Genomic DNA, 22,920 nt, shown 5'->3' on the forward strand with positions numbered 1-22,920 from the left:
GGTAGTTGGACCAGCCGGCGCTCCAGTCGGTGCCGCCGTCGAAGTACGTTCCCTTGTTGAAGCGGACCGAGACCTTACCGTCCGTGCCGTGCACGACGAGGTCGGCCTTGCCGTCGGCGTTGACGTCGGCGAAGTACAGACGGCCCTGGCCAGGCTGACCCAGGTAGTTGGACCAGCCGGCGCTCCAGTCGGTGCCGCCGTCGAAGTACGTTCCCTTGTTGAAGCGGACCGAGACCTTACCGTCCGTGCCGTGCACGATCAGGTCCGCCTTCTTGTCGCCGTTGACGTCGGCGAAGTACAGACGGCCCTGGCCAGGCTGACCCAGGTAGTTGGACCAGCCGGCGCTCCAGAGGACACCCGTGCTGAAGCGGAGCGAGGGGCTGCCCGAGGGAGCCGCCTTCGCGGTGCGCACCGTGATGTTGCCGTCGGTGCCCTGGATGACCAGGTCGGCGCGGCCGTCCCCGGTGACATCGGCCGGTGTCACGACTTCGCGCAGGCGCCCGCGGACTTCTTGCACCCAGTCGTGCACAGCAGTGTCGTCCACGCGCGAGGAGAGCGCGCCGGTGCGGGTCTCGGTCGCGTCCTGTCCATAACAGCCACCCTGCCAGGAACGGGAGTTGATGCCGGCCAGCTCAGGTTTGCCGTCCTTCTGGCGGATCAGCGGCCCACCGGCGTCGCCGGCGCAGATCGAGGTGTCCTGCCCGGTGATGGCCACCTGGCCGTCCTGGGCGGAGTCCACGGCGAAGGCCCCGGTGTGCAGGGCGAGCGGTGACCACTCGGTCTTCGTACGGCCGAACCCGGCGGCCGTGAGGGTCTCCCCGGCGGTCGGCGCGGTTGCCGCGAACGGGATCGGGGCGATCCCGGTGATCCCTGTGGTGGGCTGTGCCAGGCGGGCCAGGACCAGATCGCGCCCCTGGTAGGGCACGAGCTCGGTGATGTCGGTGACCAGACCGCTGGTGGTGGTCAGGTCGGTACGGCCGATCGTGGCGACGGTCTTCTCGGCCGGCGCGCCCTCCGCGGGTAAGGCGCCCGAGGCGGGGTTGGCGACGAAACAGGAGGCGGCGGTGAGGACCCACCGGGCGTCAACCAGCGCTCCTGAGCAGGCCCGTGCGCCATCGCCGATGGCGAGGCGTACGGCATAGGAGTAGGCGGCATCGGTGGTCGGAGGGCCCGTGACGGCGTTCGCGGCCGGGACGTTGAGCGCTAGTGGCCCGGCGATCAGGGTCGCGGCCAGTGCGGCGGCGCGCACAGATCTGGTGAGCTGCATGACGAGGGTCCTTGATGCGAGGTCTGCGCGACCGGTGGCCGCTGCAGAGTGGCTGACGAGGAGGGTAGGTTGTCGGCCGTGCGGGACTCCGGTGCACGGAGCCCTGACCTGGCGCTACTTGGCCGTCCGGATCTCCATCAGCATGAAGTCGCGACCGTCGGGGTCCGCGCTCTCGCCCACTCCGGTGAAGGTGTTCTTGGGGATGTCGAAGGACTTCTCCTCGGTGCCCGTGGTCATGTCGACCTGGGTGGAGTAGTCGTTGCCCTTCATTCCGTACACCGCGGGGATTTCCAGGGTGAGCCGGCCCGAGTTGCCCGTCACCTGGAAGCAGACCTTGTCGGTGCGGCTGCGCGCGTAGACCTCGAGCTGGCCGGTGCCGGTGGCGCAGTCGGCGAGGGTGATGTGACCGTCACCGCGCTTCAGCTTGATGTTCTTCTCCGCCAGGATCTTGTCCGCGTTCGGGTAGTTGAAGTCCTCGACCGCGTACCCCGGTGCCTCATCGGCGACGGACGTGGCCTGCGCCGTGCCGTCGGTGCCGCCTGCGGCGGGTAAGCCGCCGGCCAGTGCGAGCCAGCTCAGGGCGGCGGCAGCGGTGGCCGCCACGGCGGTGCGCAGGAGGGTCTTCGTCTTCGGCATGCGGGCCCGTGCGGGTCTCGCCTTCATAGCTGTTCCTTTTCGTCGCCTTGGTGATGGGCAATAAAATCCCTTGTATAGATATTTATCAACCGGACAAACAGGGCGACAACGGGCGGGAGTTGAGGTCGTCGTGTGATGTGGATCATGGCATGGCGAGGGTTGTACAGCCTCCCGTCAAAGAATCCACAAAAGAACAGGCAGGAAGGAGGGCGCAGTCGCCAGGCATCCGGTTCGTGACGTTCTGCCAGGTTGGTCGGCCAGGGAGAGCGGAACAGGCGCGGCTTCCAAGACCATGGAGTTATCGAGCCCCGCGACCTGCCGGGAAGGCCGTGCCTGCCGGCCTCACCGCCCACCTGGCCGCCGAACAGATCAAGGGCTCCGTCGGCGACGTCCTCGACAACGCCCTGTTGGAATCGACAATCGGCCTGCAAAAGACCGAACTCATCAAACCTCAGCGGCCCTGGAAGGCCCTCAGCGACGTCGAGTTGGCCACGGCGAAGTGGGCCGACCGGTACACCCACCGCCGACTCCACGGTGAGACAGGTCATGTCCCGCCAGCCGAATACGAAGCCGTCTCTCACCAACAGCAGACAAATCTGCTGGCACGCTTCCGCCCTGCCTGCAGTCGCATAACGTGCCCACAGCGACCACTCACTGAGCTTTGCTGATCAGGTTGGTGCTGGGGTGGATTTCGAGTCCGGTGTGGGCAAGGAACGCGGTCAGGAGGGCCGGTCGGTGCTGGATGCTGCGGAGTCCTGTTCGAACCGCGTGGGTGAGTTCGTCGAGGGTGAGGGCGGCGAGGTTGGCCAGGGCGGTGCGTCAGTTGGCCGGCCTGTCGGGACCGGGCCGTTTGCCGACGACGCCGGCCAGCGAGGACATGGTGGTCCGTGGGCGCCGTTCGAGGTCGAGGTCGGGGCGCAGGATCGGGCGGGCCAGGAACCGGGCCAGGAGGCCGAGGGCGAAGCCGTAGACCGTCACCAATCCGTGTCCGTTGGACTGGGCGAACCACAGTACGAGACCCAGGGCCGGCACGGCGAGCGCGAGCAGCCGGTGCGTGCGGGCTTCGGGGCGGGTGCCGACGCGCAGCAGGAGTGCGGCGGCCAGCGTCGCGGCGAGAAAGTAAGTGGCGCCCGAGCTCCCGGCGAAGTTGCGCGGATCGGTACTGGCGCGGTCGGACGCGCCGAAGAGGGAGTCGATGTGTTGCGGCAGGATGATGCCCGCGGCGAACAGAGCCATCATCAGCGGAGCACCCCAGAACCACTCCGCGAGGGCGGCGATGGTGGCGAGGGTGGCGATGTTCCACGCCGCCCCGAGGGGGCCGCCGTTCTGCATGAAGACCGACGTGACGACGCGCCACCACCCCGACTTGGACGGGTCACTGTCAAACGCGGCCATCGCCCCTGACCAGCAGAGCTGGGTCACGACTGCGCAGAGCGCCACCGCAGTAAGTCCGGCGGCGGCCCACGGGATGCGGCGTCTGCCCACTGTGCCCTCGCCCAGCAGGGCCACACCGGCCTTGAACATCAGCACCATCAGTCCCGCCGTGGTCACGTTGAACAGCAGTGCGCCCATCGTCACCACCCCCCTTCGAACCCCCGTTTGGCAAGCTGTCCAGCGCGATGTTAGCGCTGAGCATGACACTATTCAAACGGTGTTAGAAATTGGGTAGTCTGGATGTCATGAAGCTCAGCGCAGACCGTATCGTCGAAGCGGGCCTTGCCGTGTTCGCCGAGGCCGGGTACCACGGGGTGTCCATGCGTCGGGTGGCTGAGCGGCTCAACGCACAGGCCGGAAGCCTCTATTACCACGTGCCCAACAAGGGCGCCCTGCTCCAGCTGATGGCGGACCGGATGGCTCGCCAGGCTTACGACGCCGGTACCGCCGCGCTGGCAGACCTGCCCGAGCGGGCAAGCTGGCAGGCCCAAGTGGAGGCGCAGGCCACCTCGCTGCGCCGGAGCATCCGCCAACACCCTGGCGGAGCTGTCATGCTCGCCGACAGCCCAAAACTGCTCAGCGTCGGCGCCCTGTCACTCATGGAACGGCTGTTGCAAACCCTGTCCACCGCCGGAGTGCCCGAGCATCACCGCGGCATCGCCGCTGACACGCTGTTCAGCCACATCACCGGCTTCGTTCTGCAGGAGCAGGGCGACCCGCCCGCGCCGCACGTCACTGCCCAGGACACAGCCGACCTCCACGAGCGCTTCCCCATGACGGTCGCCGTCGCGTCCTCGCACACCGAAGACGAACAGTTCATCCTGAGCGTGCGGCTCATCTGCACCGGCATCGGGCAACTGATCGGGGCGCCCTCCAACACCCCTGCGGGGGACAGCCCTTGCCCCAAGCTGTCGTCTTCAGTGAAGTAGATCAGGAAGGTCCATCTCCGATCGACGGAATCGATCAGCCCTCCGCGCACCGGCCGGCCTTGCTCGCGGAGGAGCCGCACCATAAGTTCGGCCCGACGGCGTCCGGGTCAGTGGATGATCCGGTAGCGGTGTTCGGGGCGGCCGGTGGCTCCGTAGCGGAGTTCGAGGCGGACCATGCCCTCCCGTACGAGGTAGGAGAGATACCGCTGGGCCGTGGCGCGGGAGACTCCGGTGAGCTCGGCGGCCTGGGCCGCGGAGAGGTCGTCGCGGGCGGTGCGCAGGACCTGGTGCAGGAGGGCGAGGGTCGGCGCCGAGTGCCCCTTGGCCGGGACCCTGGGGACTGCCGGTGGCCGGGCGGCGCTGAACAGGGCGTCGACGTCGGCCTGTTCGGTACGGGGAGCCTGGCCGAAGGCGTCCGCACGCTGCTGGAGTTCCCGGTAGGCGGTGAGGCGTTCGGCCAGGTCGGCGGAGCCGAACGGTTTCACCAGATAGCCGACCGCGCCGAGCTTCATGGCGGTGCGTACCGAGGTGATGTCCCGGTCGGCGGTGATCATGATGGCGTCGGGGCGGGCGCCACCCTCGTCCCCGCTGAGCTGCCGCAGCACCTCGAGTCCGCTACCGTCCGGCAGGAAGACGTCGAGCAGCAGCAGGTCGGGGTGGAGGGTGCGTACCGCCTCGAGCGTCTCGGCCACGGTCGCCGCGCGGCCGACCACCTCGAAGTCGTCGACGCGGGACGCGTAGTCGCAGTGGATGTGGCTGACCCGGAAGTCGTCGTCCACCACCAGGATCCGGATCATCCGCGGTCACCTCCCGCCGAAGAGGCCGTCGTGAACTGTGCGTCGCGTGGCTCGGGGGTCATGTCCGGCAGCGGCAGTACGACGGTGAAGACCGCGCCCGGCCCCTCGCTGACCGTGATCGTGCCGCCGTGCCGTTGTGTCAGCCGGTGGACGAGGGGCAGTCCCAGCCCGCGGCGCACGGTGTCCCGAGCCGGCCGGGTCGACCAGCCGTCCTCGAAGATCGACTCGGCGGCGCCCGGCGGAATCCCCGGACCGCTGTCCGCGACCCGCACCATCACCAGGTCGACGGCCTCGACCAGCGAGAGCAGCACCTCCCGGCCACCCGCCGGGGGCGGACCGCCGGAGGCCGCGTCGATGGCGTTGTCGAGCAGATTGCCGACGATGGTCAGCAGCCGGCGCAGATGCGGCGGGTCCTCGCCGAGCGCGGAGTCGTCACTGAGCACCATCCGCACCCCGCGTTCCGCGGCCACCGTGGTCTTGGCGACGATCAGCCCCACGAGCAGCGTGTTGCCGATCCGTTCGCGTACGGACTCGGTCAGCGCCTGGTCGGCTCCGGCCGACTCGACGGCGTACTCGTAGGCGGCGTCGCGGTCGCCGATGTCCAGCAGCCCGGCCACGGTGTGCATGCGGTTGGTGAACTCGTGCTGCTGGGCGCGCAGGGCGTCGGTCAGCCCGCGCACCGAGTCCAGTTCACGCAGTAGCCCGACCAGCTCGGTGCGGTCGCGAACGGTGACCACCGCGCCCAGTTCGCGGCCGTGCAGGGTCACCGGCATCCGGTTGACGACCAGGCAGTGGTCGTCGGTCAGCACGCTGAGGTCGGTACCGGTCAGGGTGCCGTCCAGGGCGCGGCGCAGCCGACCGTCGGGCAGCACCTCCTCGAGCCTGCTGCTGAGCGCGGTGCCGAGGCCGAGCAGGTTGCGGGCCTCGTCGTTGACGACCGTGATCCGGCCGTCGGGATCGAAGGCGATCACGCCCTCCCGGATGCCGTGGAGCATGGCCTCGCGATCCTGGAGCAGTCCGGCGATCTCCTCCAGCTCCAGCCCGAAGGTCGACCGCTTCAGCCGCCTGGCCAGCAGGAAGGCCGCCGCCGAACCGAGCGCGACGGCGATCGTGGAGTACAGGCCGAAGGTGGGCAGCTCCCGCCACAACTCGCCCAGCACGAAGTGCTCCGGGAGGCCGGCCGACACCTCGCCGACCAGCGCGCCCGTGGGCCCGTACAGCGGAGCCTTGCCGTTCGCGGACCGCCCGGTCGCGCCCTGGTCGGAGCCCACATGGGGGCGGCCGTCCAGCACCACGATCGGGTCGCCCACCGGCTCGCCTATCAGCGCCGGGACGGGGTGCGAGTGACGGAGGCCGTTCAGGTCGATCACGACCACGTACGACGCCCCCGACGCCTTTCGGATCCGCTCGGCGACGGTCTGCACGATGTCGCCGCCACCGCCGTACTGCATGGCCCGGCGGATCTGCGGATCGGCGGCCGTGGTCTGCGCGATGGCCACCGCCCGCTGCTCGTAGGCGCGGTCGATCTCGTCCCGCTGGGCGAACGCGAACAGGACGAACCCGATGGCTCCGGTGAGGGTCAGGATGACCAACTGGTTGGCCAGAATCCGCGCGGAGAGCCTCCCCTTGCCGCCGCGGCCGATCCGGATACGGATGGGCATCACAGGTGCCTACGCCCTTGTCGTGCTGCCGGGCCCGGCCCCTTTGCCGTACCCGTGATGGCGTGATTGTGACCCACCGAGAACACCCTGCCTACCCCCGCCCCGGTGAGCAGAACGCGCAGAACCCCTGGTAACACGGCTAACGCGGGATACGTCTGAAAGCGCGACGCGATACCGGGCGGCCTTTAGCGTCTGCCTTCCTCGACCTCCGAGGTCAGGAAAGGAGACCGAATCAAATGGCTTCGCGACACGATCTCGCGCCGAGCCCCGACGCCGAGACGACCGGCCGGGACAGCGCGCGAGTGGAGATCTCAGGACTCACCAAACGATTTCTGACACCCGCCGGTGAGGTGTTCACAGCCCTTCAGGACGTTTCGTTCACCGTGGAGCCGGGCCAGTTCTGCGCGGTGGTGGGCCCGACCGGCTGCGGCAAGTCGACGACACTGAGCATGGTGTCCGGGCTCGACCGGCCCAGCGAGGGCTCGGTCAAGGTCGGCGGCCGTGAGGTGGACGGCGTCACCGACGGCGTCAGCTTCATGTTCCAGACCGACGCGCTGCTGCCCTGGAAGACGGTCCTCGGCAACGTCCTGATGGGCCCGGTCTTCCGCCGGGTGCCCAAGCAGAAGGCCCAGGCCTCGGCACGCGACTGGCTGCGCCGGGTGGGTCTGACGGGCTTCGAGGACCGCTACCCGCACCAGCTGTCGGGCGGTATGCGCAAGCGCGTGGCGATGGCCGCGGCGCTGATCAACGAACCCAAGATCCTGATCATGGACGAACCGTTCGGTGCCCTGGACGTGCAGACCAAGGCGATCATGTCGACCGAACTGCTGGGCCTGTGGGAGCAGATCCGGCCGTCGGTCATCTTCATCACCCACGACCTCGACGAGGCCGTGGCACTCGCCGACCGGGTCGTCGTCATGACGTCCAGCCCCGGCTCGGTCAAGGCGGTCTTCGACATCGACCTGCCGCGCCCGCGCGGCTCTGTCCAGGAGATCCGCTTCCAGCCCCGCTTCATCGAACTTCAGCACCAGATCTGGGACTGCCTGCGCGAGGAGGTGGAGCGCGCCTACGCACGCACCGCAGGAGGTACGGCATGAGTACGACGTCCACTGTTTCCGCCGCTCCGGTCACGGACGGCCCACCGGTCTCCGCCAAAGCCGCCGCCAGGCGCGCCGTCCGGCGGCGCACTCTGCGGGTGTGGGCGAGTCGCATCGGTCTGGCGGCCTTCGTCATCGGTGGCTGGCAGGCTTTCACCACCTGGGGGATCGTCGACAAGTTCTTCTTCGGGCAGCCGTCGGGCATCGCCCAACGGCTGATCGAACTCTTCCAGCACGGAACCGAGTTCGGGTCCTTCTACGCCAACATCTGGACCACGATCCAGGAGGCGCTCGTCGGCTTCGCCCTCGGTGCCGTCACCGGAGTGATCTTCGGGGTCGCGCTCGGCCAGAGCCCCTTCCTCGCCGATGTGCTCGGCCCCTACATCAAGATGGTCAACGCGATCCCGCGTATCGTCCTGGGCTCGATCTTCATCGTCGCGTTCGGCATCGGCACGCTGCCGAAGATCCTGCTCGCCGCGGTGCTGGTGTTCTTCATCGTCTTCTTCAACGCTTTCCAAGGCGTCCGAGAGGTCGACCGCAACATCCTCGCCAACACCAAGGTCCTCGGCGCCTCGCAATGGCAGGTCATCCGGCACGTCACCGTGCCCTCGGCACTCACCTGGATCATCGCCAGCCTGCACAGTGCTTTCGGCTTCGCCATCGTCGGCGCGCTGGTCGGCGAGGTCCTCGGCGCACAGAGCGGCCTCGGCCTGGTCATCAAGACCGCCCAGAACAACTTCGACCCCAACGGTGTGTTCGCCACGATGCTCGTCATCTCGGTCGTCGTGCTCGGCGCCGAGTGGCTGATCGGCAAGGTCGAGCACCGGCTGCTGTCCTGGCGCCCGCCGGCCCCGTCCGAGGCCGGCGGCACCATCTGACCGCCGCCCCCGCCGTCCCGCCACGTCACGTCACTCGCCCGGACCCCTGCCGACCCACGCCGCAGTCCGAGCCTCCCCGGTACCTACCTGTACCCACTTGCACCTACCTGTGCGCATCTGCACCTACCTGTACGCACCCTCCCCTCCCGTGTTTCACCTCAGAAAAGGAATGTGCCAGCCATGTCCAGACGACCCGTCGCCGTCGCCGCGTCTCTGCTCACCGTTCTCACCCTCGGTGCCGTCAGCGCCTGTTCCGGCAGCTCCGGCAGCACCACCGCGAGCGGCGGCTCCGGCGGTACGCCGACCGTCAAGATGATGGTCGGCGGTATCGACAAGCAGATCTACCTGCCGTACCAGCTCGCCAAGAGCCTCGGCTACTACAAGAAGTACGGCGTCGACGTCCAGCTGAGCACCGAGCAGGACGGTGGCGTCGGCGCCGAGGCGGCCATGGCCTCGGGGCAGGTGGACATGGCGGGCGCCTGGTACAACCACACGATCGAGTTCCAGGCGAAGGGCAAGAACGTCGAGGACGTCGTCCAGCTCTCCGGAGCGCCTGGCGAGCGAGAGATGTGCACCACGAAGTCGGGGATCCACTCGGCCGCCGACTTCAAGGGGAAGACCCTCGGCGTCACCGACCTGGGTTCGGGCACCGACACCCTCACCCAGTTCCTGGCCGCCAAGAAGGACGTGAAGACCAGCCAGTACCACCGGATCGGGGTCGGCGCGGGCTCCACCGCCATCGCCGCTCTGCAGAACGGGAAGGTCGACTGTGTCATGACGACACAGCCGACGGTGGCGGCGATCCAGAAGAAGGGTGTTGGTGCGTCCGCGATCGACCTGGCCACCACGGACGGCGCCACGGCCGCGATGGGCGGCGCCTTCCCCGCTGCCAGTGTGCTCGCCCGTACCGAGTGGGTGGACTCGCACAAGGACGCGGTGCAGAAGGTCGTCAACGCGCTCGTCGCCACCATGCACTGGATCAACACCCACAGTGCGGCCGACATCGCGAACAAGCTGCCGGCTGCGTTCGTGTCGAACCAGTTGGTGACGAAGGCCGACTACATCGCCGCCCTCGACCAGGACAAGGGCCAGTTCCTCCCGGACGGTCTCATGCCCGCCGGCGGTCCGAAGACCTCTCTGGCGACGGAGAAGCTGGTCGGCAACGTGAAGGGGGCGGTGGACCTCAGCAAGACGTTCACCAATGACTTCGCCATCCAGGCCAACAAGACCGAGGGCTTCAAGACGACCACGACCCCGGCCGGCCCGAACGGCTGAGCCGGCGCGACGCGGGAGGCCGCCCAGGTGACTTTCACCTGGGCGGCCTCCCGCGGGTGAACACCTTGGGCGCGGCGGCGATGTCGGTCCCGGTGCCGCTCCGGACGAGCAGGTACGTCTTGGCGAACTCCGCGGCGGCCTGGGCGGGTTCCGGCCGGATCCGCGGGCGCCCGTCCATTCACGTCCGGGTGAGCCCGTCGGTGTCGAACACCGCGGGAGGGACGTCCGAGGGCCCGGTCCCGTCGGGGTCCGCGTCGTCGAGCAGCCCGGCCCGGCCGATCAGATACCCGGCGTGCAAGCGGCTTCGAGCGCCCAACTGCTCCATGATCTCGGCTATGTGGCGCTGGCAGCTGCGCAGACCCATGCCCAGGCGGCGGGCGATGGCCCGGTCGTCGAGGCCGGACACCAGCAGCCGGGTGATGTCCTGCTTCACCTCGGCCGACAGGGCATGCACCTGTTCCTTCTGATAGTCGGCGGTGAAGCGGGTGGCGCTCGGCCAGGCCCGCTCGAAGGAGGCGACCACGATGTCCACGACACTCTGGTCGTGCACCAGGACCCCGCCCAGCGGACGTCCGTGCAACGAGATCACGGCGGCCTGCCGGTCGAAGACGATCAGGCGGGGGAACCCGTCGCTGAGCGTGCGCACCTCGGCGCCGAGTCGAGCGACCCGCTCGACGTAGGCCACCGTCGGCTGGTTGTAGCGCGCCGTGTGCTGGTAGAGCGTGCGGACCTTGACCCCGCGCCGCAGCATGTCCTCGTCCCGGGCGATCGCCTCCTCAAGGACCGGGGTGGGCCGGCCGCCACCGGGCTGCGAGGTGAGCATCTCGCTGGTGCAGGCCGCGCCGAGTTCGCTGAGCACGCTGCGCACCGAGTGCAGGTTCGGCAGGATCTCGATGGCGCTGTTCTGAAGCCAGTTGGCTCGCGCGGCGGCGTACAGCGGTCGTAGCCGCTCCATCTCGGCGCGGGCCTCGGCTATCTCGCTCAGCTGCTCGCTCACCGCCTGCTCTCTGGGGAACAGGGTCTGCGCGGCGGCGCTGTCGGGACTCACGGCCGTGAGCATCCCGCTCCCGTCGTCGGCCGGGCACAGCAGACCCAGCGCCTGGAGGTCGCTGACCGCCATCTCGATCGCGGCGGGTTCGCGACCCAACTGCTCGGGAAGAGCGGAGGCTAATACTCCGGGGGCGGTCAGGGCCAGCTCGTAGACCGCCCTGCCATCCGGGTTGAGTCTCGGCAGGCCTGATGCTCGCAACGTGATCGACACTCTTTCCCCTGTTGTGAAAAAATCGTGGAGCGCCTCATGTTTTCTACGGGGCGAGCTCGCCGCGCACAAGCCGTTTCGTCCAATGCCCGTACGCCGTGTCGCAAGCCGATGACGCACGCCGCGCCCGCCCTGCCCGCGGGGCCGCATGCGCCGCTGACGATCACCGATCACACCGGGTCCTGGATGTGGACATCCCAGCGCACCGGGCAGCTACGCGGATAGACGCGGGGAGGTGAAATCTGTGTATGCGAACCCCCCGCCTACGATCAACTCCCACGGACTCGGCCTCAAGTGCCGCGCACGGTCACCGAGTTCCGGATGTCGCCCGCGCCGTCGGGCGTTCCGGACCCGGGTGGGCCGGCACCCCCGGCTGTTCACTCCCCCGCCCTGGCGTCCGGGGAGCCGGCCCACCCTGCCGTCCGGGGAGCCGGCCCACCCTCAGAGCACCGGACGGCTTCGCGCCCGAATGCGGATCGCGGCCCGCCCAGTTCGACTGACGCCCCCCGGACACCACTCCTCAGCGCCCGCACCCGGTCGGTCGGGCGGGCGGTCGGGCGGGCGGGCGGGCCGGCGGTCGAATCAGCGCAGTCCGGCGAAGAGGTCCTTCTCGGGCACCGCCGCGCCCGTGGCGTCCAGGACACGTACGAAAGTCTCGATGCCCATCAGCTCGCCGAACCTCTCCTTGCCCATCTTGAGAAAGAAGATGTTCTCGCCCTGACTGGCGTGCGCGGCCAACGCGTCGAACTTCTGACCGCTGAACGCGGTCGTGTCCACCCACGTGGTGATCTCATCGTCGGGGAGGCCGATCTCCGCCAACGCGGCGGCCTCGGCGGGATCCGGCTCCGGCATGTCCTCATGGAACTCGCGCATGACTTCGCCGAACCGCTGCATCATCGAGCGGGGCGCCGTGGTCCAGTACACCTTCGGCGTCAGCTCGGTCATCTCCACCGCCGCCATCGTGATGCGGTGAGCCTGAATGTGGTCGGGGTGACCGTAGAAGCCGTTCTCGTCATAGGTGACGACCACATCAGGTCGGTAGTGCCGCATGAGTTCCGCGAGCCGGGCCGCGCCTTCCTGCACAGGGGTCCGCCAGAAAGATCCGGGGGCGTCGTTGCTCGGCCAGCCCATCATCCCGGAGTCGGCATAGTCCAGCATCTCCAGATCGCTGACCTTCAGGACCTCACAGCTCGCCTCGAGTTCTTGACGACGCATCAGGGCGACCGCCGCGGGATCGTGCCCGGGCTCGCCCGGCTTGACACCCCCCGGTCCGTCACCGCAACCGCCGTCGGTACACGTCACGAGAACCGTGCGGATGCCTTCCGCCGCGTACTGCGCCAGAACGCCTCCGGTTCCGGTGGCCTCGTCGTCGGGGTGGGCGTGTACTGCCATGAGTGTCAACGGCCGTTCAGTCATGAAAACAGTCCTCCAAAAAAATGGTCTTGGTCCGAGAGCGCGACGGGCTTACCACGATCCTGAAACCCGGATCCTGGTGGGGCGGAGGACCTTGTGCCTCCGTGTTCCCCGCCCGCGTGCCGCCGGTCCCTCGGTCGATGCAACCGTGCCGGCCGGTCCTGCTGTTCCCGGCCCGGCCACGTGGTCGTCCAGACGTCGGAATTTTTCGACGGCGCCGACCACACCGCCCCGGCGCGGGCGCAGCCCAGGGTCGCCGCCTTCACCGACTGATCCCGACTGATCCGGTGCCACAGGGCCGGTGGGACCGCCCGTGCGTGTGGTCACGCCGGCGCGCCGCCACGTCTCCCCCCGATTCCGACTGGGCGGCTCCGTGTCTGCCCCCTGTGCTGCTCAAGCCCGGCCGGGCCCCTCTCCGTGTCGATTCGACCGGATCAGCCGGGCCCGCACTCCGTAGTGATCGGAGAGGTAGGCCTGGCGGCCGTCACCCAGTGTCATCTTGTCCTGGAACACGAAGTCGGCGCCGCCGGTCAGCGTCTCGCCGGCCGCGGCCCTGACCAGTACGTGGTCCAAGGCCGGCGGCGACGGCCACCGAGGCGTCGGCCGGTAGGTCGGACGCGTATCGCCGGCGAGGAGGTCGCGCAGCCCCGCCGCGGCGACGAAGTCGGCGAGTACCGCCGAGTCGCGCGGGACGTTCAGGTCACCGACCACGGCGACGGGCAGGGACGGGCCGATGGCCGTGATCAGCCCGGTGAGCCGGGCGAGTTCGGCAGCCACGATTCGCGTGTACGGGTTCGTGGGGGACCAGTCGTCGTCGCGGTTGGCCGACAGGTGGGTGTTCACGACCACCAGCTCGCCGTCCGGGGTGGCGACGGACGCCAGCTGGGCACCCTTGCGCATGAAGAATTCGCCGCGCACCGGGCCCGTCATCGGGTACCGGACGAATCGCCATCGGGTGATCGGCCACCGGGACAGCAGCACCAGGCCGCCCTTGAGCAGGACCGTGCCCGAGCAGGCGTAGTGCCGGTACGCGGGGGCGGCACGGCGGATCAGCCGGGCGTTGCGGCGGAACATGACCTCCTGGAGGCAAACGATGTCGTAGTCGGAGCGGTCGAGCGCCGCGCCGAGGGCACCCAGCCTGGCCGGGACATCGCCGGTGAAGAGGGTGTTCATGGTCAGCAGGCGCAGGGCCCTCACGGACTCGTCGGGTTTCGTCCGGTCGCCTGTCGGGACGTGCGCAGAGCCGCTCACGGCGTTGATCGTACTGGCCGGGCGGCGCGTACGGCCCGTATCGATGATCCAGATCAAGAACCTCTCGCGAGCCACCCCATTGATGTCGCCTCGATACGCCTGCGGGTCGGCGGCGGAATCCGTGGCCGCCGTGCGAGGTTGTCATCATCATGGCGACTCTCGGACTCATCGGCAGTGGAAACATCGGCGGCACGCTGGCCCGGCTGGCGGTCGACGCCGGCCTGGACGTGGTGCTCAGCAATTCGCGCGGCCCGGAGACACTCGGCGACCTGGTCGCGGAGCTCGGCCCGCGGGCCCGCGCGGCGGCCCCGGCGGAGGCCGGTGCGGCGGGCGACTGGGTGGTGGTGACCGTGCCGCTCAAGGCGTTCGACCGGATCCCGGTCGCTCCCCTGTCGGATAAGACGGTCATCGACACCGGCAACTACTATCCGGAGCGCGACGGCGAGATCACCGCGCTGAAGGACGGCACCACCACGGAGAGCCAACTGCTCCAGGGTCACCTGCCGGACGCTCACGTGGTGAAGGGGTTCAACAACATCTTCTTCCGCCACCTGGGCGCGCTGGCCCGCCCGAAAGGGGCGCCGGACCGCACCGCGCTGCCCATCGCGGGCGACGACCCGGCGGCGGTGAAACACGCCGCCGAACTGCTCGACCTGCTCGGCTTCGACGCGCTGGCGTACGGCGGCCTCGCCGACAGCTGGCGCTCGCAGCCCGGCACCCCGGTGTACGGGCTGCCGTACGCGGGCGGCGCCGCTGACTTCATGAACGCCGAGGCCACTCCGGCCGGAGTCGACCTCGTCCGCGCCCGCCTCGAGGCCGCCGCCCGCTGACACCCGCGACCGCCGGCCTCAGTACCGCCAGGCGAAGGCGGCGCTCTCCCGGAGGTCGCCCGGACAGACAGCGTCGGCGACCCGGCAGGCGAAGCGCCGGTAGGCGGCCTCCTGCTCGGCGGTCAGCATGCGCGAGGCTGATTCGACGAGGTCCGCATGTGCGGACGTCACGAGCAGTGGCCGAAGCAGTGCCAGGTCCTGCGGCGCCGGCTCGGGCCGCAGAGTGTCCAGCAGGATCCGCAGGTGGCCGCACAGGCTGGAGGCGGTGGACGGGCCGAGCGGGTAAGGGTGGCGTTCGGCGATCCGGTCCAGCAGCGCGGCGCCGTGCAGCCGTCCGGTGAGAACCTGCGTCAGGCGGTGCAGCAGGGCCGCGAGCGTGCCCAGATCGCGCACCGCGAGTTCCACCAGGTACACCGGTATGTGTTCGCGTCCGTCGGGTGCCCGCAGGCCGCTGCCCCGGGCGACCCGGTCGCGTTCCTGCACGGCCTGCCGGAGCACGCGATCGCTCACCGATCCCCCGGGGCGTCCAAGTTCCGCGGGTTCGGCGAGGTCGTCGGCGGGCTCGCCGGGCTCGGGGACATGGGTCCGCAGTTCTTCAGGGAGGGCGGTGCACAGGGCCTCCCACGCCGTCAGGGCGGCCACCGGGGCGATGCCGTCCGGCAGCTGCGCCGGCTCGCGCTCGGCCGCGGCGGCGAGCGGGGCGAGGAGCATGGAGTGCGCCCGGTGGAAGTCCCAGAGCCACGCGGGGTCCCCCGGTACGAGCCGTTCGCGGCGGACGATCACCGTGCCGGGGGTGTCTTCGCCGAGTGTCACAGAGTCCTCCGAGGTCAGCCGGTTCCAGGGCAGCGCGGACGGGCCGCGTACAGGCCCGACCGACAACACCATCACCATATCGTCAAGCTGACGATATTCGGGTGGCTTCCCTGGATTTCAGGGACTCGGACTGACTCAGATTTCCGTGACTCGGACCGACTCGGACCCCTCAGACCCACCGGCTAACGATTGACTGACCGCATCCCCGCCTCGTCGTACCGCTCCCCCGCCGCTTCGGGCAGCTCCGCGTCGATGCGGGCCAAGTCGTCCTTGGTCAGGGCGATGTCGACCGCGGCGGCGTTCTGCTCCAAGTAGGTACGGCGCTTGGTGCCCGGGATCGGGACCAGGTCCTCGCCCTGGGCCAGCACCCAGGCGATCGCCAGCTGGGCCGGGGTCACGTCCTTCTCGGCGGCGATCTCCTTCACCTTGGCCGCGAGCCGCTGGTTCGCCTCCAGGTTGGCGTCCTGGAAACGCGGGTTCTGCCGGCGCCAGTCATTCGCGTCCAGCTCGTCCGGCGAGGTGAACCGGCCGGCGAGGAAGCCGCGGCCCAGCGGCGAGTACGGCACGAAGCCGATGCCCAACTCACGGCAGGCGGGCAGGACCTCGGCCTCCACATCCCTCGACCACAGCGAGTACTCGCTCTGCACCGCGGTGATCGGGTGTACGGCGTTGGCGCGCCGGATGGTCTCCGCGCTCGCCTCGCTCAGACCGACGAACCGCACCTTGCCCTCGGCCACCAGTTCACCCAGCGCGCCGACCGTCTCCTCGATGGGTACGTTCGGGTCGACCCGGTGCTGGTAGTACAGGTCGATGTGGTCGGTCCCCAGACGTTGCAGGGAGCCGTGGACGGAGCTGCGGACGTGTTCGGCCGAGCCGTCCTGCGGGCCGACCGTACTGATGTCGCCCGGTACGGCGTCGTCCATCCGGTAGTTGAATTTCGTCGCGATCACATACTGGTCGCGCTGCCCCCGGACCGCGTCGCCGACGAGCGACTCGTTGGTGAGCGGCCCGTACATCTGCGCCGTGTCGAGAAAGTTCACCCCGAGGTCGAGGCCGTGCCGGATGGTCGCGATCGCCTCCTCCTGATCCGTGGATCCGTAGAAGGCGGACATGCCCATACACCCCAAGCCGATGGGCGATACCTGGAGGTCCCGCAGACTGCGCTTCTGCATGTCGTGTCCCAGCCTTTCCCTGCACGCTCGTTCGTCGATCCAGTGCACGAAGCCCCTCATCGGCGAATTCCAGCGCCGGCATCCCGTGGGAGGAGGTCGGCGACACGGGCTTCGTACGCCGTCATGTCTGCGACGCTACGGGTTCGAGCGCACTCCAGCGCAAGTCGGTCGATGCGCGGAACGTGCCCGCCGCGACGACGGGCGAAGGCGGCGGGCGACGGGGCCGCGCTCGGCCGGAACACACGGCAGCTGTCCCGCCTCTCAGGACACTGCGGCCTCCTGGTACTGCCCCAGATACCGGAACGCGCCGTCGACGACCTGGAACTCGAACATCGCGTCGTGGTTGTAGCCGTACCCCGACGCGTACTTCACCGTGCGGGTGATGCCGGAATACGTGATCTCGGGCATCCGGCGGGCGATCGCGCCCCGTTCCTTCAGTGTCGTGCCGTCCTTCTCGCAGGCCCGGGCCAGGAACATCACGGCGTCGTAGGCCTCGGCCGCGTACCAGCCGGGGCCGGCGCCGAAGCGGGCGCGGTAGGCCGCCGTGAACGCGCGGGCGGAGGCGCGGGCCGTCGGGTCGGTGAAGGACGTGGCGAAGACCCAGCCCCTCGCGGCGGGGCCGGCCGACGCGAGGAACCGTGGGTCCAGGGCGCGTTCCGTCGCCATCCGGGCGCCGGTGAACCGGGCGGCGGTCAGCGCCGACGCCAGTCCGGCGGCCCGGGCCGCGTCGCCGGTGAAGAGGACCGCGTCGGCACGGGCGGACCTCACCTCGGCGGCCAGCGACGCGTAGTCGATCCTCCCGGCTGCCACCCGGGTCACCGTGGCGTCCCGGCCGTTGTGCCGCAGTGCCCGCTCGGTCTGGTCGCACACGGTCCAGGCGAAGTCGCCCTGGGCCCGGTCGTCCACGAGGAACACACGACGAGCGTCGACGTGGTTGCTCAGATAGCGGACGCAGGGGGCGGCGAGGAGCCCGTACGTGACGCGCAGCGCCGCATGGCAGTGGAAGACGCTCATGCCGAACGTCGAACCCAGCGTGTCGGTGCCCACCGAGACGGACACGACGGGCATCGCGGCCTGGGTGTACGTCTTCTCGGTGGCGCGGAAGCAGGCATCGGTGGTGGGGCCCAGTACGGCGAGTACCCCGGCGTCCTTCGTCAGCCGGGTGGCCAGTTCGCCGGCCCGCCCGGTGTCACCGCCGTCGTCGTAACTTCGCAGCTTCAGCCGGAACGGGCGCTCCCTCCGCGCGTTGAACTGCTCGACGGCCAGCCGGGCGCCGTTGAGCTGGGCCTTCCCGCTCTCCTTGTGGGTGCCGGTCAGGTCGCCGTGGAACGCGACGCCGAGTTCGGGGCGCGGACTGCCGGTCCCGGACGACGTGGGCGTTCCCGGCTCCGGCCGGGTACTCCACCACCAGGCCCCGCCGCCGCCCGCCGCGAGGAGTCCCGCCGTCGAGCCGATGCGCAGAAAGCCGCGGCGGCCCAATCCGCCCGGGATGGGGCGGGTGGCGGTGACGGCCGTCATCGTCGCGGCCTCCGGCGACGGCGCGCTCGCCGCATTCACCATGTTCGGCGTTTCCGACGTGCTCGCCCCGCCTGACGCTGCGGACGCGGACACTCGAGTCGGCTCGATCGCACCGATGGTGAGTACGGCGGCGGCCCTGTCGTTGATCAGCCGGGTGACCGGCACGGGCAGCCAGTCGGACGGTTCGGCGGAGCCGGACGGTACCAAGGAGCCGGACGCCGTCACCTCCCCGAGCGTCGAACGGAGCCGCACAAGGCTCGGGCGGCCGGCCGGATCCTTGTGCAGGCAGGCTCTCAGCAGGGGTGCCAGAGCATCCGGGAGCGACGCCGGATCGGGCTCCTCGTAGACAGTGCGCAGCAGCACTCCCGCCGCCCCGCCGCCGCCGAACGGCCGCACCCCGGTCGCGGCGAACGCCAGGACGCACCCCAGCGAGAACACGTCGCTGGGCGGGCCGATCTCACCGCCCCGTGCCCGCGCCTGCTCGGGCGACAGGAAGCCGGGCGAGCCGACGATCACGCCGCTGGAGGTGAGCGCGGTGGCCTCCGGCGCGCGGGCGATGCCGAAGTCGATGAGCCGCGGCCCGTCCGGGGCCAGCAGGATGTTGCCCGGCTTCACGTCGCGGTGCACGAGACCGGCCCCGTGCACCGCTTCGAGCGCCTCGGCGAGCCGCACGCCCAGCACCCGCACGGAGGCGAGCGGCAGTGGTCCGAAGTCGTCCACGGCCTCGGCGAGCGAGGGCCCCGGTACGTACGAGGTCGCCAGCCACGGTGTCTCCGCGTCGCCGTCCGCGTCCAGGAGCGGTACCACCCAGCGGCTGCCGACCTGCCGGGCGGCCTCGACCTCACGGCGGAAACGGGCCCTGAATCCGCTCTCGTCGGCGTACGAGGGCCGGACCGTCTTCACCGCGGCGATCGCCCCGCCCGGCGCGCGGGCCAGGAAGACCACGCCCATGCCGCCGGCGCCCAGCCGCCGCAGCAGACGGTAGCGGCCGATCCGGGGCGGGTCGCCGGCCCGCAGGGGCTCCATCAGACGGTGAGCGGCGCGGGGCCGTCGTACACGAAGGCACCCTGGTGCACGCGCCAGAGGAAGCCGCCGGTGCCGTCGATGACCATCATGCCGGTCTTCTCGAAGGCGAACGTCTTGGTGATGCCCACATACTTTCCGTCCCGCACGGCCGTGAGCAGGTTCTGCCGGGTACGGCTCTTCGACGGCAGCCCGGCCAGCGCCTTGAGCAGCATCCCGGTCACGTCGTAGGCCTCGGCCGCGTACCGGGGCGGTGCCTCCTTGAAACGCTCGCGGTAGGCGGCGGCGAACTTCCGGGCCTCGGGCTTACGGGTCGCGTCGATGACCGGAGCCACCATCACCCAGCCCTCGGCACCTTCTTGAGCCTGCGCCAGAAACCCTTCGTCAAGCAGTGCCGGGCCGGACACCCGCGCGCCCTTGAAGGCGCGCTCCCGCAGCGTCGCGGCGATCAGCGCTCCCCGGTCGGGCAGACCGGCGAAGAACACGGAGTCGGCGCCGGCGGAGAGCACCGAGTCCACCGCGCTGCCGAAGTCGGGCCGCATCGCGCTGACCACTTCCGGCACGGACGGGTACTGGATGCTGCCGAGCGCATTGCTCAGCGAACTGCCAAGAGTCGTCCCGTAGGTGCCGGCCGGGCGGTCGACGACGATGCCGACCTTGCGCGATCGGGCGGTGCCCCGCAGATAGTTGCTCACGTAGATCGGCAGCACAGCGTCCGGCAGCCGGGCGAGCAGGAACGAGCGGAACCCTTGGAGGACCAGGGCGGTCGAGCCGGGGGTAACGGTAACGACCGGCAGCAGTCCGGCGTCGTACGTCGCGAGCGCCGCCTGCGCGGTGTCGTCGGTGGTCGGGCCGACCACCGCGAGGACCGCCGGATCGCCGGTGAGCTCCGCGGCGAGCCGGGCCGAGGCCTTCGGATCGCCCCCGTCGTCGACGGCCTTGACCTTCACGGTGAACGGGGCGCCGTCGCGCGCGTTGAACTCCGCGACCGCGAGCCGCAGCCCGCGCTCCTGCGCCCGGCCCGTCTCCCGCTGCGGACCACTGAGGTCGCCGTGCAGCGCGATGGTGTGCACCGGTCGGCGCGAGGACGCGGCGGCAGGGCTTTCGCCTCCCGAGCCGCCGTCGCGGGCGGCCGCCCACCAGGCCCCGCCCCCGCCCACCGCCAGTGCCGCGGCCCCGCCGGCGAGCAGCAGGAAACGACGCCGGCCCGGCGAGCGGGCGTCCTCTGGCTCCGCCGGCCCGGACGTCTCGCGCGTGTCGGGCTCCGCCGGGTCGGGAGCGGCCGGCGCGTCGGACGGAGCCAGCGTGTTCTCGATGTCCGGCAGGGCGAGCGCGGCGGCCGAGCGCTCGGCGATCAGCCGATTGACCTGCTCGGGCAGCCACCCGGACGACCCGTCGTCCCGCGAAGCCGACCCGGACGATCCGTCGTCCCGCGATACGGCCCCGGACGCCCCATCATCACGCGAAGCCGCGCCGGACGCCCCCTCATCACGCGTTGGCGCCCCGGACGCTCCTTCGTCCTGGGCGGCGCCGTCGGTCGTCAGCTCCCGCACCAGCTCACCGGCATTCGGTCGCCGGGCAGGATCCTTGTCCAGGCAGCGGCCCAGCACCTCGAGCAGCCCCGCCGGCACCCCGTCGAGGTCCGCCGGGTCGTGGACGGCCCGGTACAACAGGGCGTCCACCGCTCCACTGCCGAACGGCGCCCGGCCGGTCGCCGCGAACGCGAGGACACAGCCGAGGGAGAACACGTCGCTCGCCGGGCCGATGCCGTCTCCGCCACGCCCTTCGGCCTGCTCGGGAGACAGGTAGCCGGGTGTGCCGACCACCATCCCGGTCGCCGTGAGTGTCCGGTCCTCCGGCGCGCGGGCGATGCCGAAGTCGATGAGCCGCGGCCCGTCATGGGCGATCAGTACATTGCCCGGCTTCAGGTCCCGGTGGACAAGGCCGGCCCGGTGCACCTCGCCCAGCGCCTCGGCCAGGCGGGCGCCGAGCAGGCGGACACCGTGCTCGGGCAGCGGCCCGTACGCGGTCACGGCCTCACCCAGCGAGGGTCCGGGCACGAACGCCGTCGCAAGCCACGGTGCCTCGGCGTCCGGGTCGGCGTCCACAAGTGGCACGACCCAGGGGTTGTCGACCCGTCGGGCGACCTCGACCTCGCGGCGGAACCGCTCCTTGAAGCCCGGCTCCTCGGCGTACTCGGCGAGCAGGACCTTCAGCGCCACCAGCGCGCCGCCCTGCGAGCGTGCGAGATACACGACGCCCATGCCTCCGGCGCCGAGCCGCCCGAGTACACGGTGGTCCGCGACACGCGCGGGATCCGACGAACGCAGCGGCTCCATCAGCTGTCTCCTCCGAGCTCTTGCTCCACCCTGTTGATCATCGTGGCGTTCGCGTTCGCCCCGTACTTCTCCAACTCGTCGTCCGAGTAGCCCTTGGCGCCCTTCACCGACACCGCCAGGGTCACCGTGCCGAGCCGGGTGACGTACCAGCGGTAGGTCTGCTGACCACTCCGGGTGAGGTACTTGCCTATTTCCACGATCTGGTCGTCGGAGTAGGTGTTGTTGCCCTGGCCGTAGGGAGTGGCCGTCGAGATGAGCCCGGCGATGCGCTCGTCGGTACGGACCTGCTGCTGCCGACAGCGCAACGGCTCCTCCAAGGTGGAGGCCAGCCGCTGGTCGGCGTCGCGCACGGTGGTGTGCACGGTGACCCCCGCGGTCACCTTTAGATCGCCCTTGCCGTCGGCCGCGGGAATCTCGCTGTAACGGGAGCGGGAGGCCAGGACGTCCTTGGGCAGCGCCTGCCGCTCCCAGCGACACTGCTCGTCCAGCACGGCGAAGGTGCCCGGGGTGCTCGCGGCCGGCTGCTGCGCCCGGAAATCCGCGCCCCACCCCTGTGATTTCAGCGCTACGGCCGCCACCAGCGCCTCGGCCCGGCTCTTCGTCCTGGGCACCTTGGCGGGGTCCGCCCGGAACGGCGTCCGCGACGACGCGTCAGCGCCCGAGGAGGACGCGGACGCGGCGGCCGAGGGAGAGCCGGACTCGGTCGCCTCCGCGGATCTCGAAGGGCTCGGCCGGGCCGCCTTGCCGCCGTCCCCGGAACCGCAGCCGCCGAGCACCACGGCCGCCGTGGCAACCGACGCGGCGACCCTCCACCGCCAAGTCCCTTTGAGCACAACAGCGTTATCGTCTTGCATTCCCGCCCCCCTCGGTCACGAGCCCCCCGCTCGCATGCCGTGATCTTATCGACGGACGCCAGGAGCGGGCGGGCGGTTGCACGAACAGAGGACGTGCCGGGAGAACGCCCCGCCTGCCCGGTGAACGGATGTTGGCGGTCGGTCACACCGATCTCGCCAGCAGCGTGCATCACACCGGGTGAAGTACCGAAGGCCTCAGAGGGCGTTTGGTGTAGGCGAATTGCCGTTTATTTCCTAGTAGGTTCCTCGCCAGGTAGGGGTGGTCTCGTCCGTTATGCGCTTGGTGAGGTTGTCGATCGAGGCGACGTGGATCATGGCTTCGGAGCTGGTGGGCAGGGTCTCGTAGTCGCGGGCGAGGCGGCGGTGCATCATGATCCATCCGGTTGGGTCGGCCGCGCGGCGAGGTGCTCACCATGAGGGCGAGTCCTGTTCCGCGCGGCCTCCCGCCGAACCGGACATGACGGTTTCCCGGTCA

General features: G+C 70.1%; 21 protein-coding genes and 1 pseudogene. 6 read left to right on the plus strand and 16 right to left on the minus strand.

Features of this window, described 5'->3' with window-relative positions; translation table 11 throughout:
- The 3 genes from ABZV42_RS40175 to ABZV42_RS40185 all read right to left on the minus strand — a co-directional run.
- The coding region (locus ABZV42_RS40175; protein WP_356057135.1) for a trypsin-like serine protease at positions 1-1,267 on the minus strand (1,267 nt) is incomplete at its 3' end.
- Positions 1,268-1,381: 114 nt separating this feature from the next.
- Positions 1,382-1,930 (minus strand): hypothetical protein, encoded by a 549-nt coding sequence (locus tag ABZV42_RS40180; RefSeq protein ID WP_355987309.1) that lies wholly within the window; start codon positions 1,928-1,930, stop codon positions 1,382-1,384.
- Positions 1,927-2,424: a hypothetical protein gene (locus tag ABZV42_RS40185; protein WP_355987324.1), complete on the minus strand. Its 498-nt coding sequence runs from the start codon at positions 2,422-2,424 to the stop codon at positions 1,927-1,929. Before ABZV42_RS40185 ends, ABZV42_RS40180 begins: the two co-directional genes overlap by 4 nt.
- Here ABZV42_RS40185 and ABZV42_RS40190 point away from each other — a divergent pair.
- Positions 2,311-2,571: an integrase core domain-containing protein gene (locus ABZV42_RS40190; protein ID WP_355987320.1), complete on the plus strand. Its 261-nt coding sequence runs from the start codon at positions 2,311-2,313 to the stop codon at positions 2,569-2,571. The genes ABZV42_RS40185 and ABZV42_RS40190 overlap by 114 nt on opposite strands.
- 151 nt (positions 2,572-2,722) lie before the next feature.
- On the opposite strand, the gene ABZV42_RS40195 is transcribed toward ABZV42_RS40190, so the two are convergent.
- Positions 2,723-3,475 (minus strand): hypothetical protein, encoded by a 753-nt coding sequence (locus tag ABZV42_RS40195; RefSeq protein WP_355987307.1) that lies wholly within the window; start codon positions 3,473-3,475, stop codon positions 2,723-2,725.
- 107 nt (positions 3,476-3,582) lie between these two features.
- Between ABZV42_RS40195 and ABZV42_RS40200 the strand changes: the two genes are divergently transcribed.
- Entirely contained in the window at positions 3,583-4,266 is a 684-nt protein-coding gene (locus tag ABZV42_RS40200) for a TetR/AcrR family transcriptional regulator (protein WP_356057137.1), read from the plus strand.
- Between the two features lie 107 nt (positions 4,267-4,373).
- Here the strand turns inward: ABZV42_RS40200 and ABZV42_RS40205 are convergent, their stop codons facing one another.
- The gene (locus ABZV42_RS40205) at positions 4,374-5,063 is read right to left on the minus strand and encodes a response regulator (RefSeq protein ID WP_355987302.1); all 690 of its coding nucleotides are present in this window, start codon (positions 5,061-5,063) and stop codon (positions 4,374-4,376) included.
- The gene (locus tag ABZV42_RS40210) at positions 5,060-6,724 is read right to left on the minus strand and encodes a sensor histidine kinase (RefSeq protein WP_355987299.1); all 1,665 of its coding nucleotides are present in this window, start codon (positions 6,722-6,724) and stop codon (positions 5,060-5,062) included. The genes ABZV42_RS40205 and ABZV42_RS40210 overlap by 4 nt, the downstream gene beginning before the upstream one ends.
- Before the next feature lie 236 nt (positions 6,725-6,960).
- Between ABZV42_RS40210 and ABZV42_RS40215 the strand changes: the two genes are divergently transcribed.
- The 3 genes from ABZV42_RS40215 to ABZV42_RS40225 all read left to right on the plus strand — a co-directional run bounded on the left by ABZV42_RS40215 (position 6,961) and on the right by ABZV42_RS40225 (position 9,974).
- Complete coding sequence (locus tag ABZV42_RS40215) at positions 6,961-7,821, plus strand: ABC transporter ATP-binding protein (protein WP_355857955.1); 861 nt, start codon at positions 6,961-6,963, stop codon at positions 7,819-7,821.
- On the plus strand, positions 7,818-8,699 hold the full coding sequence (locus ABZV42_RS40220; RefSeq protein ID WP_355987297.1) for an ABC transporter permease: 882 nt from the start codon (positions 7,818-7,820) through the stop codon (positions 8,697-8,699). Before ABZV42_RS40215 ends, ABZV42_RS40220 begins: the two co-directional genes overlap by 4 nt.
- Before the next feature lie 180 nt (positions 8,700-8,879).
- Positions 8,880-9,974, plus strand: coding sequence for an ABC transporter substrate-binding protein (locus ABZV42_RS40225; RefSeq protein ID WP_356057139.1), 1,095 nt, complete (start codon positions 8,880-8,882; stop codon positions 9,972-9,974).
- Positions 9,975-10,008: 34 nt separating this feature from the next.
- On the opposite strand, the gene ABZV42_RS40230 is transcribed toward ABZV42_RS40225, so the two are convergent.
- From ABZV42_RS40230 to ABZV42_RS40245, 4 genes are all read right to left on the minus strand, one after another.
- On the minus strand, positions 10,009-10,152 hold the full coding sequence (locus ABZV42_RS40230; RefSeq protein ID WP_356057141.1) for a hypothetical protein: 144 nt from the start codon (positions 10,150-10,152) through the stop codon (positions 10,009-10,011).
- Positions 10,153-11,235, minus strand: a complete 1,083-nt coding sequence (locus tag ABZV42_RS40235; protein ID WP_355987293.1) for a helix-turn-helix transcriptional regulator — start codon at positions 11,233-11,235, stop codon at positions 10,153-10,155.
- Positions 11,236-11,814: 579 nt separating this feature from the next.
- A complete protein-coding gene (locus ABZV42_RS40240; protein WP_355987290.1) occupies positions 11,815-12,648 on the minus strand; it encodes a PIG-L family deacetylase in 834 nt (277 codons plus the stop codon).
- A 390-nt stretch (positions 12,649-13,038) separates the two neighbouring features.
- Positions 13,039-13,896, minus strand: coding sequence for an endonuclease/exonuclease/phosphatase family protein (locus ABZV42_RS40245; RefSeq protein WP_355987288.1), 858 nt, complete (start codon positions 13,894-13,896; stop codon positions 13,039-13,041).
- A gap of 149 nt (positions 13,897-14,045) precedes the next feature.
- Between ABZV42_RS40245 and ABZV42_RS40250 the strand changes: the two genes are divergently transcribed.
- On the plus strand, positions 14,046-14,726 hold the full coding sequence (locus ABZV42_RS40250; RefSeq protein WP_356057143.1) for an NAD(P)-binding domain-containing protein: 681 nt from the start codon (positions 14,046-14,048) through the stop codon (positions 14,724-14,726).
- Between the two features lie 18 nt (positions 14,727-14,744).
- Here ABZV42_RS40250 and ABZV42_RS40255 read toward each other — a convergent pair whose 3' ends face one another.
- The 6 genes and pseudogenes from ABZV42_RS40255 to ABZV42_RS40280 all read right to left on the minus strand — a co-directional run.
- A complete protein-coding gene (locus ABZV42_RS40255) occupies positions 14,745-15,611 on the minus strand; it encodes a hypothetical protein (protein WP_356057145.1) in 867 nt (288 codons plus the stop codon).
- A 110-nt stretch (positions 15,612-15,721) separates the two neighbouring features.
- On the minus strand, positions 15,722-16,711 hold the full coding sequence (locus ABZV42_RS40260) for an aldo/keto reductase (RefSeq protein ID WP_355987281.1): 990 nt from the start codon (positions 16,709-16,711) through the stop codon (positions 15,722-15,724).
- 261 nt (positions 16,712-16,972) lie between these two features.
- Complete coding sequence (locus tag ABZV42_RS40265; protein ID WP_355987279.1) at positions 16,973-19,255, minus strand: bifunctional serine/threonine-protein kinase/ABC transporter substrate-binding protein; 2,283 nt, start codon at positions 19,253-19,255, stop codon at positions 16,973-16,975.
- Complete coding sequence (locus ABZV42_RS40270) at positions 19,255-21,591, minus strand: bifunctional serine/threonine-protein kinase/ABC transporter substrate-binding protein (protein WP_355987276.1); 2,337 nt, start codon at positions 21,589-21,591, stop codon at positions 19,255-19,257. Before ABZV42_RS40270 ends, ABZV42_RS40265 begins: the two co-directional genes overlap by 1 nt.
- Positions 21,591-22,424: a hypothetical protein gene (locus ABZV42_RS40275; RefSeq protein ID WP_355987274.1), complete on the minus strand. Its 834-nt coding sequence runs from the start codon at positions 22,422-22,424 to the stop codon at positions 21,591-21,593. The genes ABZV42_RS40270 and ABZV42_RS40275 overlap by 1 nt, the downstream gene beginning before the upstream one ends.
- A gap of 255 nt (positions 22,425-22,679) precedes the next feature.
- Positions 22,680-22,826: pseudogene (locus ABZV42_RS40280) on the minus strand (IS5/IS1182 family transposase); the annotation flags it as partial.
- Between the last annotated feature and the right edge of the window lie 94 nt (positions 22,827-22,920).

Origin of the sequence: Streptomyces sp. NPDC005281 (genome assembly GCF_040607495.1) — a bacterium.
Taxonomy (GTDB): Bacteria; Actinomycetota; Actinomycetes; order Streptomycetales; family Streptomycetaceae; genus Streptomyces.

Coding starts and splice junctions, on each gene's coding strand:
- ABZV42_RS40250 (WP_356057143.1), top strand. CDS start 14,046: ATGGCGACTCTCGGACTCATCGGCAGTGGAAACATCGGCGGCACGCTG.
- ABZV42_RS40265 (WP_355987279.1), bottom strand. CDS start 19,255: ATGGAGCCCCTGCGGGCCGGCGACCCGCCCCGGATCGGCCGCTACCGT.
- ABZV42_RS40255 (WP_356057145.1), bottom strand. CDS start 15,611: ATGGTGTTGTCGGTCGGGCCTGTACGCGGCCCGTCCGCGCTGCCCTGG.
- ABZV42_RS40205 (WP_355987302.1), bottom strand. CDS start 5,063: ATGATCCGGATCCTGGTGGTGGACGACGACTTCCGGGTCAGCCACATC.
- ABZV42_RS40195 (WP_355987307.1), bottom strand. CDS start 3,475: ATGGGCGCACTGCTGTTCAACGTGACCACGGCGGGACTGATGGTGCTG.
- ABZV42_RS40240 (WP_355987290.1), bottom strand. CDS start 12,648: ATGACTGAACGGCCGTTGACACTCATGGCAGTACACGCCCACCCCGAC.
- ABZV42_RS40260 (WP_355987281.1), bottom strand. CDS start 16,711: ATGCAGAAGCGCAGTCTGCGGGACCTCCAGGTATCGCCCATCGGCTTG.
- ABZV42_RS40215 (WP_355857955.1), top strand. CDS start 6,961: ATGGCTTCGCGACACGATCTCGCGCCGAGCCCCGACGCCGAGACGACC.
- ABZV42_RS40230 (WP_356057141.1), bottom strand. CDS start 10,152: ATGGACGGGCGCCCGCGGATCCGGCCGGAACCCGCCCAGGCCGCCGCG.
- ABZV42_RS40225 (WP_356057139.1), top strand. CDS start 8,880: ATGTCCAGACGACCCGTCGCCGTCGCCGCGTCTCTGCTCACCGTTCTC.
- ABZV42_RS40220 (WP_355987297.1), top strand. CDS start 7,818: ATGAGTACGACGTCCACTGTTTCCGCCGCTCCGGTCACGGACGGCCCA.
- ABZV42_RS40180 (WP_355987309.1), bottom strand. CDS start 1,930: ATGAAGGCGAGACCCGCACGGGCCCGCATGCCGAAGACGAAGACCCTC.
- ABZV42_RS40210 (WP_355987299.1), bottom strand. CDS start 6,724: ATGCCCATCCGTATCCGGATCGGCCGCGGCGGCAAGGGGAGGCTCTCC.
- ABZV42_RS40270 (WP_355987276.1), bottom strand. CDS start 21,591: ATGGAGCCGCTGCGTTCGTCGGATCCCGCGCGTGTCGCGGACCACCGT.
- ABZV42_RS40200 (WP_356057137.1), top strand. CDS start 3,583: ATGAAGCTCAGCGCAGACCGTATCGTCGAAGCGGGCCTTGCCGTGTTC.